Origin of the sequence: Helicobacter sp. MIT 03-1614 (assembly GCF_000762925.2) — a bacterium.
Taxonomy (GTDB): Bacteria; Campylobacterota; Campylobacteria; order Campylobacterales; family Helicobacteraceae; genus Helicobacter_C; species Helicobacter_C hepaticus.
This window is the reverse complement of sequence record NZ_JRMS02000011.1, coordinates 49,901-61,943: the sequence shown is the minus strand read 5'-3', so window position 1 is coordinate 61,943 and position 12,043 is coordinate 49,901. Positions and strand designations below refer to the sequence as shown.

9 protein-coding genes are annotated in these 12,043 nt (G+C 36.0%); 5 read left to right on the top strand and 4 right to left on the bottom strand.

From position 1 onward, the window contains the following. The first annotated feature begins 13 nt into the window (after positions 1–13). A complete protein-coding gene (locus LS66_RS08510) occupies positions 14–712 on the top strand; it encodes a hypothetical protein (protein WP_034366834.1) in 699 nt (232 codons plus the stop codon). Here the strand turns inward: LS66_RS08510 and LS66_RS08505 are convergent. Both LS66_RS08505 and trpA read right to left on the bottom strand, forming a co-directional pair. Then, positions 709–3,528: a DUF2339 domain-containing protein gene (locus LS66_RS08505; RefSeq protein ID WP_034366836.1), complete on the bottom strand. Its 2,820-nt coding sequence runs from the start codon at positions 3,526–3,528 to the stop codon at positions 709–711. The two genes, LS66_RS08510 and LS66_RS08505, sit on opposite strands and share 4 nt — an antisense overlap. Before the next feature lie 50 nt (positions 3,529–3,578). Next, complete coding sequence (trpA, locus tag LS66_RS08500) at positions 3,579–4,382, bottom strand: tryptophan synthase subunit alpha (RefSeq protein WP_034366839.1); 804 nt, start codon at positions 4,380–4,382, stop codon at positions 3,579–3,581. A 143-nt stretch (positions 4,383–4,525) separates the two neighbouring features. On the opposite strand from trpA, the gene trpB reads away from it, so the two are divergent. Beyond that, positions 4,526–5,788 (top strand): tryptophan synthase subunit beta, encoded by a 1,263-nt coding sequence (gene trpB, locus LS66_RS08495; RefSeq protein ID WP_034366842.1) that lies wholly within the window; start codon positions 4,526–4,528, stop codon positions 5,786–5,788. Positions 5,789–5,801: 13 nt separating this feature from the next. On the opposite strand, the gene LS66_RS08490 is transcribed toward trpB, so the two are convergent. After that, on the bottom strand, positions 5,802–6,164 hold the full coding sequence (locus LS66_RS08490; protein WP_034366867.1) for a methionine-R-sulfoxide reductase: 363 nt from the start codon (positions 6,162–6,164) through the stop codon (positions 5,802–5,804). A 2-nt stretch (positions 6,165–6,166) separates the two neighbouring features. Continuing rightward, a complete protein-coding gene (locus tag LS66_RS08485) occupies positions 6,167–7,084 on the bottom strand; it encodes a hypothetical protein (protein ID WP_138092064.1) in 918 nt (305 codons plus the stop codon). Positions 7,085–7,303: 219 nt separating this feature from the next. Here LS66_RS08485 and LS66_RS08480 point away from each other — a divergent pair, with 219 nt between their 5' ends. From LS66_RS08480 to LS66_RS08470, 3 genes are read left to right on the top strand one after another with little or no spacing between them, the layout of a single operon-like run. Next, positions 7,304–10,033 carry a DEAD/DEAH box helicase family protein gene (locus tag LS66_RS08480; protein WP_034366848.1) on the top strand — a complete coding sequence of 910 codons (2,730 nt, stop codon included), beginning with the start codon at positions 7,304–7,306 and terminating at the stop codon, positions 10,031–10,033. Between the two features lie 51 nt (positions 10,034–10,084). Then, the gene (locus LS66_RS08475) at positions 10,085–10,888 is read left to right on the top strand and encodes a HipA family kinase (RefSeq protein ID WP_138092061.1); all 804 of its coding nucleotides are present in this window, start codon (positions 10,085–10,087) and stop codon (positions 10,886–10,888) included. After that, complete coding sequence (locus LS66_RS08470; RefSeq protein WP_034366854.1) at positions 10,881–11,603, top strand: DUF3037 domain-containing protein; 723 nt, start codon at positions 10,881–10,883, stop codon at positions 11,601–11,603. The genes LS66_RS08475 and LS66_RS08470 overlap by 8 nt, the downstream gene beginning before the upstream one ends. Positions 11,604–12,043: the final 440 nt, after the last annotated feature.

The following is a 12,043-nucleotide window of genomic DNA, read 5'->3' as shown; positions in this document are numbered from 1 at the left end:
ATAAGGAGCACAAATGAACATTGTAAAAGGATTAATCGCATTATTTTTTATATGGAGTGTAGGGTATGGTGCGGCTGATAAGGCAGAGCTACAAAAAACACTCCAAGCAAATAAGATTCAAGGAAATATCGTCTCTAGTAGTGATTTAGGGAGTGGTTTGAGTATGGTTATAGTGGAGGTTAATAATCAACAAGCGCCATTTCTTGCTACTGATGATGGTAAAATGATATTTCAAGCTGAAGTGTTGATTGCTCAAGATAAAAGCACAGAATCTCGTGTGCAAGAGTTTTATAAAAATTTATATGAAAAAGAAAAGCTAAGAATTAGCGCAAAACTTAAGGAGGTTTTTAAAGCCCAAAAAGCCAATGTTTTTACCTTTAAAGCAAAAAAGCCAAGCAACAAAACTATTTATATCGTATCCGATTTTAACTGCCCTTATTGCCAAAGAGAATTTGCAAATCTTGATAAACGTTTAGAAAGTGCAAATGTAGAACTTTTGGTCGTAGGCTTTTTGGGTGAAGATTCTATACTTAAAGCTGCAAATGCGCTAAAAAATAAAAGCGGTAATCAAGCCAAAGATATCGCTATGCTTCAAAAGCTTTATACGCCTAAATCTAAAGGACAATCTATGGATATAAAAGCAGCTATGGCACTTACACAAGCGGTGGCAGATACGGGTGTGCGCTCCGTGCCTTATATCATTGAGCCTTAAGCGTGTTCTTTGTTAATATAGCGTGAATAGATATAAGAGAGTAAGAGAAAAACAATGCCCATAAAGATAAAAAGCACAATCTTAGCAATTCCACCAAAAGAGCTTGTATCAAGTAAAAAGACTTTTGAGGTAGCAAGGATAAATAAGAGAAGGGAGTAGATTCTAAAAATCTTTATATGCTTTTTGATGTAGAAGTATAAAAGTATTACTCCACTTAGCACTAAAGTTACCGAATAAGCGTAGTTTTGCAAAGGAAACATAAGCCAAAAATCCCAATTAATTGTGCTATCGGGTATGTGTATCAAATCTCCTAAAAAATGATATACATAGAATCCGTAAGCTACTCCAAAAAATAGCACTATAAGACCGAGTGCGAAAATAAGGCTATAATTTACATAAAGGATAGCAGAAATGATGTGCTTATAATCTTTTTTAAACATATAATCTTGTGTTTGAAAATATGTAAATATGCTTTGGAAGTGCCACGCGATAAGAAGGCAACCTATTAATCCAACAAGTAAAAGAGCCATATCATAAAGATTCCAATGAGGGATAAGCATTATAAGTGGATTATACGCAAATATACCAAGAATAACCACATCATAATAAAACTTCACACATAAAAAGCCTACTATAAAAATATAAGCCTGTTGTGCCTTTATGCTTAATGTGTTAATTGCAGATAAATATTTTCCCATAATAAGTGCCAAAAACCCAATACACAATGTGCTTAGAGGATATGAGATAAGATGATGTCCAAAAAGGTGAATAGAGCATAGATCCTGCACAATTAAAATTGCACTTATGCAGCAAATGCTCAATAAGATGATATTGACATAGGTGTGAAATGCGTAAGATTTATTTTTTAAAATAAAAAGCAAAATCGCACAAGAGCCAAGAGAGAGTAAAAGAGTGCTAAAATGATAGTGCATAGTTTTTCCAAATAAGGCGGATAATGTAATAAATATATTTGGATTTGGAGAGTAAATACTTACCGAATCAATATAAAACAATCCCTCTTTTGAGAATACATTTGCCAATATCCCAAGAGCGATAAAAATATATTCAAAATATGCAATGTTGCGTTTGAGAATCTGCCCACCTAAATACGCAAGTATCAGCCCACTACTTACCCATATCACAAAAGGCATATTGCTTAGATTCAATGCTCCTATCGCACATAAAATACTATAAGATAACAAAAGATAATCAAGGCTTTTTGCCTTTGCCCATTCCGCGCTGATATGTTTGTAAATATAGCTATATGCAAAAATACCCATTGCAAACCATACACAATACACTATTTCTAATGCGTCTCTATCATAGCCTTGCATCATTATGCTAAAGCCACACACAACCATAAATTGCAGCCACAGATAAAGAATCTTATGCTTAAATATGAAGAGATACACAGAGATAAAGCTCATAAATATGATACAAAAGGGCAAAAATGGCGCATTGTCTAATTTTAATAAAAGAGCTACGACTGAGAGAAAAGTCGCTATCAAAGGAGTATGGAGCACAAATGAACTCAGATTTTTTAGCATACAAGGGATAAGCAATGTCAATACACAAAGCACAGCTAAAAAAGCGTATTCTACAAAAGAAAAAGTTATAGCCATATCATCTCGCCCAAAAAGACAGACCACAAAGCATACAGGAGAGAGAATACTAAAGGCAATAAAGTTATTATACACAGGAGATTCTCTAAGGGTGTGAAATTTTGCAAGTAAGAGTATATTGCCTAAAAACATACCGACACAGAGCAAAAATGCTATGAACAAATCACTCTTGCTCATAGTGTAAAATATTATAAAGTGTAAGCTAAAGAGAGCCATAAGGATATTTGCAAGTACTATTAAGTATATAAGTTGAGGTTTAGATTGAGCATATCGTAGCACACAATACATACTTATGATATAAAATATTCCTAAATAGCCAAAGAGAAAAGGTGCGTTATAATATCCACTTGAGAGCAAAATAGGTGTTGTAAAGCCTCCAAGTAATCCAAAAATACCAATAATCACACCAAAACGCACACTTAAGCCTAATCCTATAAGTGCAATGAGACTTAAAGTTATGAGCGTAAAAAAATCACCAAAAAAGCCATAAATCTTAAAGCCTCCATAAAAACTAAAAAATAGCACTACGAGTGAAGAACCAACAAGTGTTTGAGCAATTATTTGCAATGTTAAATGAGGCAAAGAAAAATATGAAGTAGAGGTATTGAGAGGTTGAGGTTGTATTTTAGCAATGCGCCTTAAATGGTGGAGTGCAAGGTTATAGATTCTATAAAAAATGCTATGATGTTGGAGATAGTGTAAAGATATGCCACTTACAAAAAGGATAATGCCAAATCCTATACAAAGGCTTATGCGCACAGCAGGTGTGAGCAAATTATGTTCGAGGCTATAACGAATAAGAAAAAAAGCTGCAAAAATAAAGAAAATTCCCGCTAAAAATACCATTACCCTTTGTGTAAAGAGCCATTCAAAATCAAAAAAGTCTTTTTTCTTAAGGGATTGTGATTGGAGTATTTGTGTGGGTTTTAAAGTATCTTTTGGTATTTTTGTAGTAGATTGAGAATGCGTATAAGCAGCAGTTTGTGCTTCTTGTAATATGTGTGTTTGTGGAGTATGATGAGATAAGCTTTGTGAAATGATATTTTTATCTGTAGATTGTTTTAATGAAGTTTCGCCTTGTTGAGCTTGTTTTAAAGCAGCTTTAAGGGTGGTAATTTGTGCATTGAGTGTGATTAAATGCTCTGTAGTTTTTTTGTAGAAAAATATGCTATAAGTCCGGCAATACTCCCACATACTAAGAGAATAAGAAATAAGATTGTCAAAAGAATAAGAAGTGTCATTTTTTACTCATTTATATCCCAACCCATTAGCATTTGTGCGTGTGCTTGAAGTTTGTGCATATAATCTTGTGGGCTAAGTTGAGATTGTGTGCTAAGCTCGCTAATAAATCGCACAAAATAACTTCCTGCCACAATAATATCTACTTTATCTTTTAGTGCTGCTACTTGTTCGTAGGAATTTATCCCAAAGCCAAGTGCAATAGGTTTTTTGCAGTGCTTTTGAATAAGCCTTATCCACTCAAAAAGTGCTTTATCAATATGTGTTTTTTCCCCAGTAATCCCAGCACGTGCCACGACATATACGATTTCATCGCTGATTTTTGCAATTTTTTTAATCCGTGATATGCTTACTTTTGGAGCAATAAGAGAGATAATGCGGATATGATGTTTTTTGGCTAAAATGCGGAGAGATTCATCAGATTCTATAGGTAAATCAGGTGCGATTATACCCCATACACCGCATTTTTTAGCTTCTTTGATGAATGCTTCAATGCCATAATGAAAAATAAGATTAGCATAAGTCATAATAATAAGTCGTGTGGGCTGCTTGTTGTCTTGGTTTATATGTTGGGAGAGCGTGTGGAGTAGCTTAAAACCTTGAGCAACTTTGAATCCTTGCGCTATGCTTTTATTGCACGCCTCTTCAATAACGCTTCCATCGGCGTTTGGGTCAGAAAATGGAAACTGCACTTCAAGATAACTCGCTCCGGCTTGGCAAATACCAAGTGCCGCATATAAGCTTGATTCAAAGCTTGGATAACCTGCAATGATATGTCCCATAAGCTGTGGCTTTGGTTGTGCGCTCAAAGAATCCTCCAAGATGACTATAAAAGTTAAAGAAAGTGTCAATTATACTATAATTTGTTTGAAAAGAATGTTATTTAAAGTGAAGCTAATGCGTTTTTTTCTATAATCTCAGCTACTTTCAAATTAAAGAGTGGCGTGTAATAATGAAAAAGAAAATATTTACAGAATCTAAAAATGGTTATTTTGGGGAAGCAAAAGGTGGTAATCACGCTTTTGGTGGGCAATATATCCCTGAAATTTTGCTTCCGGCTTTAAAAGAATTGGAAAAAGCATATCGTGGCGTGTTTGTGAGTAAAGCATATAAAAAGGAGCTTAAAAGCTTATTCAAGCATTTTGTGGGGCGTCCAACACCGCTTATTTATGCTCATAATGCTTCAAAGATTCTCAAAAATGATATTTATTTGAAGTTTGAAGGTTTAGCAAATACAGGGGCGCACAAGATTAACAATGCTCTAGGACAAGTGCTTTTAGCAAAGCATATGAAGAAAAAACGTGTGATTGCCGAGACAGGAGCAGGACAGCACGGATTAGCCACAGCAGCAGCTTGCGCACGTTTGGGTTTAGAGTGTGAAATTTTTATGGGTGAGATAGATATAGCACGACAGCGTCCCAATGTCTTTAATATGGAACTTTTTGGTGCAAAAGTCCATAGTGTCAGCAGTGGAAGCAAGACGCTTAAAGATGCAGTTAATGAGGCTTTGCGTGAGTGGAGTAAAAGAAGTGATGATAGCTTTTATGTGCTAGGAAGCGCACTTGGACCTTATCCATATCCTGATATTGTGCGAGATTTGCAGAGTGTGATAAGTAAAGAGCTTAAGAAGCAAACAAAGGCTTATTTTAGCTCCTTGCCTGATATTTTGGTAGCTTGTGTGGGTGGAGGAAGCAATGCTATGGGATTTTTTACTCATTATCTCAAAGAAGAGCGTGTGCGACTTATTGGCGTTGAAGCTGGAGGTATAGGAGATAAAGAGGGGGAAAATGCTATTAGGATTAATACAATAAATGCAAGTGAAGGCATTGCACAGGGCTATAAAAGCTTGTTTTTGCAAGATAAAGATGGGCAGCTTAGTGATACGCATTCTATTTCGGCAGGACTTGATTATGCGGGGATTGGACCTCAATTAGCACATTTGTATGAGGTTGGACGTGTGGAATTTCAATCTGCCACAGATAAAGAGGCTTTAGAAGCACTTAGTTTTTTTGCTCAATATGAGGGCATTATTCCCGCTTTAGAATCTAGCCACGCTCTCGCTGCTGTTATACGCCTATGCAAAGATATAAAAGGCAAAAAAATTATTGCTAATATTTCCGGACGCGGCGATAAGGATATATTTATTACTGCTAAGGCTCTTACACCTGAACATTGGAAGACATTTTTAAGCGAAGAAATCGCTCGTATAGGGTAGATTCTATCTTTTCTTATTGAGCATTGTTTTTACGAAAGCTAAGCGAGAGTGAATTTACACAATGGCGTATATTCTTAGGGGTAAAGCCCTCATTTTCAAAGATATGTCCCAAATGTCCGCCACAATGAGCGCAGATAATCTCAGTGCGCACACCATCACTATCGGGTATGCGCTTTATCGCACCTTGAATCTCATCATCAAAACTTGCCCAACCACAATGTGAAGGAAATTTTGCATTTGATTCATAAAGGGGTGTGCCACATTGCCTACAAAGATAGATTCCATTTTCAAAGCAATCTGTATAAGCACCGCTAAAAGGTGCTTCAGTGGCTTTGTGTAAAAGAACTGCGCGTTCTTGCTCATTAAGTGGAGGCATTTTCATAATGAATCCTTTTTTTGAGACATAAAGACTTTTTGCACTGCTTTGTTTATGTTTTCTTCTTCATATCTTGGAAAAGGATAGTCTAGCTCACCAAATCTATTATGCATAACATTTTCTATACATTCCTTATCATCGCTGCAAGATTCTCTGTTTTTCAAATAATCTCTTTGAGTATTTAAAAGCTTTTTAAGCAGAAGGGATTTTTGTGTCTCTAACTCTTGTTGTAGAGTGTTTATAAGCTTTGAATCTAGCTCATTGATAGATACTTCATTATTTTTATCTGTGTATAGCGTTAATTCTTCTAAGGCGAGATTCTTTATATATTCTCTTGCACCAAGATACAAGACATTATTTATCCTATCGTCATTTGCTAGAGAGGGGTCAGAACAAATGCTCTTTTCACTCGCACTTCTTGCCTTTGTGCAGTCAAATCCAGCTTTAAGCTTATAATATTTATCAGTGATATAATATTCTTCCCCCACATCAAATTCACATTCTTGCTCTAAAAACGCACAGGCTTTATTTGCCTTTTGCTTCTTTATATTAATATATAAGTATTGAGCATCTCTTTGTGCCATAAGGGTGCATTGTGGAAAAGCAGGGAATAGAATCTGTGCTTGTGTAGGGCTTAAAGGCTTTAAAAGTGCAATGGGCTTACCTTTGCTCTCATTATTTCTATAACAAGAGCCTTCATTCCCCCATTCTCTAAGTCTTGCCCCGCCATTTATTGCTTTTTCAAGCAGAAAGCCTAATTGTAAAGTATTTTTATTATGCTTGAGAATCTTTATACTAAAAAAGTTGCTGCTTAGCCTTGAAGTGCCAGAAAGTGGCGCATAGAAATAATCACTTGCAAAAAATTCCCCTATGTCGCTCCAAGATTTTAAATAAGGATTTATATGTGCTTGTTTTTGCATTATATCCTTTTGACTTGCAAGGCTAGAAGTTGCTAAAAATACCACTGCAAACAAAGAGATTGTTAAAAAATGATGCTTATTCTTTATGGGAACTCCTTTTAGCTCTATTATACTTGCGTTTCTTGAATGGTATTTTACCAAGAAATAGTTACGATTCCTTGCACATAACTTTTAAGTTTATTGTAAAATGCGATAAGGCAAAGAGAAAAAGGACAAGGTTTGGAACAAGATTTAAAGCCAGAGCAAAAAGCAAGAGAAGAGATTGATAAGCTTTTATCATTAGCGGGATTTGAGTTAAGAGATTTTAAGGATTACGCTTTAGGGGATTCCACTCCCAATGCAGCACGCAATCTCGCCATAAAAGAATTTATCCTAGAAAATGGCACAAAGGCAGATTATATGCTTTTTGTCAAAGGCAAGGCGTGTGGAGTGATAGAGGCGAAAAAATTTTCTTTGTCTCTAAGTGGGGCGGAAAATCAAGCCAAAAATTATGCTTATACTCTCCCCGCGCATATTCCCTCTTTTCAAGGTATGTTGCCCTTTGTTTATGTCAGCAATGCGAGTGAAATTTATTTTACAGATTTACGCGAACCAAACCCACGCGCAAGGAGGATTTTTGCCTTTCACACGCCAAAAGAGCTTTTGGATAAACTTAGCTCTAATTCTTTGCGTGAGAGAATTCAACAAATCCCAGCACTAAGCAGCCAAGATTCTAAAAAGCTAAGAGATTGTCAAAAAGACGCGATAGAGGGCTTAGAAAAATCTTTGAAACAAAACAAACAAAGAGCCTTAATCCAAATGGCAACAGGTGCGGGCAAAACCTTTACCGCTTGTAATTTTGCGTATCGTCTGCTAAGCATAGCAAAAGCAAAGCGCATTTTGTTTCTTGTGGATAGAAACAATCTTGGCAAACAAGCAAAAAAAGAATTTGATAATTTCAGCCCAAGTGCAGACAAGCGGCATTTTAGCGAGATTTATAATGTGGTGCATTTAGAGACAAATCACATTCCCACAGAATCCAAAGTCGTGATTACGACAATTCAGCGGCTGTATTCTATCTTGCGTGGAGAGAGTGAGTTTGATAGCGCAGAGGAGGAACACTCCGCCTTTGAAAATGAGGATAAAGAAACAAAAGAAGTTGCCTATAATCCCCAAATTGGCATTGATACCTTTGATTTTATCATCATTGATGAATGCCACCGCAGCATTTATGGGCTGTGGCGACAAGTGCTAGAGTATTTTGACGCGTTTCTTATCGGGCTTAGTGCGACACCCTCTAAACACACTCTAGGCTTTTTCGCTCAAAATATTGTGGCGCAATATGATTTAGAAAAATCCATTCTTGACAAAGTCAATGTGGGCTATGAAATCTTTAGGATTAAAACCCAAATTAGTGAGCAAGGAAGTATTATTGAAGCAAATGCGGAATTTCAAGTGCCATTCCGCGATAAAGACACGCGAAAAATCGGCTATGAGAGCTTAGAGGAGGATTTAGAATATTCCAAAGCAGATTTAGACCGCTCTGTGCTTGCTCCTAGCCAAATCCGCACGATTTTAGAGACTTATAGAGACAAAGTCTTTGACCTACTTTTTCCCGAACGTGAGCGAAGCTTCTTGGCCAAAACTTTGATTTTTGCCAAAGATGATAATCACGCAGAGGAAATCGTGCGCCTTGCGCGAGAAGTGTTTAACGCAGACAATGAGTTTGCGCAAAAAATCACCTATAATATCGGCAATCAAAACCCACACGAGCTTATCAATGCCTTTAGGCATTCCAAAAAGTTTAGAATTGCGGTTACGGTGGATATGATAGCCACAGGCACAGACATTAAGCCCTTAGAAGTGCTGATTTTTATGCGTGATGTCAAATCGGCGAGTTATTATGCGCAAATGGTTGGGCGCGGGGTGCGGAGTATCCATAATGACGATTTAAGGGCGGTTACGCCAAATGCGGACTGCAAGACGCGTTTTTATGTGATTGACGCGGTGGGTGTGAGTGAAAGCCAAAAGATTGATTCGCGCCCCTTAGAGCGCAAGAAACGCTTAAGTCTAAAGGAGATTTTGCAACTTGTGCGCGAGAGTGTGGCAAAAGGTGAATATGAAAAAGACACGCTTTTAAGCCTTGCTTCAAGGCTTACGCGTTTAGAGCTAAAGTTAAGTGATGAGGACAATACGAGTTTGCAAGAACTTAATTTTGACAAAAGCCTTTGCACACTTGCAAAAGAGATTTTAACATTTGCGGATTCCTTACAAGCGTTAGAGAGGGCAGAGATAGCGCACAACCCGCTAGAGATTTTCACAAATGACACATTTTGCAAATTGCTTTTAGAGTTGGTAAAAAAGAGCAAAATCTATATTGATGAAATCTCGCAAGATTCTGTGCTTAGTGCAGAATTTGACACGCAAAAGGCGCAGAATCTCATCGCGCAATTTAATGAATTTATTTTACAGCATAAAGATGAAATCACCGCCCTAAGCATTATCTATGCGCAAAATTACAAAAACCGCCACCTAACTTATGAGGTAATTAAGGAGTTAGCGCATAAGCTTAAGCAGGATTCTATGGATATTCCAAGCTTATGGAATGCGTATAAACTGCGCGATAAGGGCAAAGTGAGTAAGAATCCTAGCAAAAACCTAACCAACCTCATCTCCCTTGTGCGTTATGCGCTCAAAATGGATAATGAACTGCAAGATTTTGCGATTGGGGCGAATGCGCGTTATAATCTGTGGCGTGGGCGATGTAAGAAAAAGGGCATTGCATTTAGCCCCGAGCAAGAGGCATTTTTGGAGCTTATCAAAGAATACATTATCGCAAATGGCTGTGCAGAAATCAAGGATATTCAAGAGATTTGCGCGGACTTAGGCGGGATTTATAGGGCAAAAGCGATTTTTAACGATTCTTTGCCTAGTCTTGTGGAGGAGCTAAGTTTGGCATTGGTGGGGTAGGGTTAAGTAAAAAGAGATATAATTCATTCATTTTATTGAGGTGGTGGAGTGGTGGAAAGAAGGCTAATTAACAAAATACAAAGAGTAATGGGCTATGGAATGACTTGCCCGTTGCATATTGTTGCAGATGATGGAAAAGATTATATTTTAAAGACAAGAATAAAAACTTTTGATTCAAATGATGAGCCTTTCACTTCCTCTAAAGAGCTTTTTGCTGAAATTTTTTCTTATCTTTACCTAAATGCTTTAAATGCCTCTTATATTCCAAAGTTTTGCCTCCTTGAAGTCAATGACGAGACACTTAGCCTAGCACAGAAATTCGCAAATAGTCAAGACGAGAGAGAAAAACAAGCTTATGAAAACCTTAAAGTTTCAAAAGGCTTGAATCTAGGTGTGGAATTTATACCTAATGCAAGTAAGTCTCTCCCCCCAAGGAACTTTACACAAGAATTTAAACGCTTAACCATTCACTATGACGCAAGATTGATGAATACAGACAGAAGCACAGAAAATCCTAATATCTTAAAAGATTCTAACGAAAAATATTGGTTGATTGATTTTGGTTTAGCGTTAGATTCACTTTATCTTTTTGATGATTTAAAATCAAAAACCAAAATGTTTAATCCAAATGAAATCTATTTTGATAAATGTTGCTTTAAAGATTATCTTTTTAACGAAATAGAGAGAAAAAATATCAAGCATTTACGCTCAAAAGTTGATAAGGTTGCGTTAAATAATATTATCCAAAATATTTGTAAAATCACGCATTTATTTGAATCACAATCACAGGAGAAAGAATATTTAGCACAAATCATTGCCAAAAGAGAGCAATCAAAAAGGATTTTTAATGCGTAAAATCTACACTTACAGGGTGATAAAATACTTTCCACATATAAGAAGTGATGAGTTTTTTAATGTTGGTATTTGGCTATGGGACGAGCAAGGCAATAAAAAACAAATCTATATTGATAAAAGTCAAGAGCATATCAAGCACCTTTTTAAATTTCCCTCCATTGATAAAAAAGCCTTACCTTTTTTCTTAGAAAGCATAAGGCAAGAGATGAACGCACAATCTTGGTATGATAATCATTTACGCTTTAGCGAGATAGATTCCATAGTAAGCGAACAAGATATAAATGAGGTAGCAAATATTTTATATGAGGATTATATCGGTTATAAGTTTCACGTTAGAGAGCAAAAAGATAGATACGCACAAGCCAATGAAACAACAAAAATTGTCTATGAAAAGAAGTTTCAAAATAAGCTTTTATTGGAATCTTGTAATGATTTTTCTTTTTCTGTCATTAATAAAATAACAAGCAAGAAATATTATAGTAGATTTGGCAGTGTAAATGATAAGGCGGACATACAAGAATTAATGTATTTTAGCTTAAAAGACAAAAATTATACAAAAATGAATATTAGCCTTTTAGGTATTGTCTCTGCTGATGAAGAGGAAATTCAATCGTGCAAAGAGGATTTTTTGAGTCCTAATCATATTGCTTATGCTCCTTATTCAAATAACGAAGATTGTGAAAGATATTTTGAGAGCATTTCACAAACTGCATAATAAAAATAAAATGAAGCACAAAGGCAAAGCCCTTATACACAAGTGGTGGTTTTGGTAGAGAGGTTGCAAGAGTTAGCAGGGGATAAGGAGGAAAAAATGATTAAAAATATAATTCACAATAGATTTGTTATTCTTATTGTTTTTGTTGGTGTGTTTATGACATTCCATTGTTATGTAAAAGGGCAAATGTTGCCAACTACTGAAACAAAAGATATTTGGTTTTATTCTGGTTTGGGAGCAATGTTGTTTTCTCTATTGTTTATAGAGCCTTACTTTACTTCCCCTAAAAATGCCTTAACAAATTCTTTGCCTTTACTATTGGTTTTCTTGGCAATAAAAAATGACTTTATAAGTCCATTGATTTGGAGCATAATTTTTTATTTCATAGTGGGTGTTATTACACTTTCTATTGTCTCTATAATTTTGTCAGAAATTGGTAA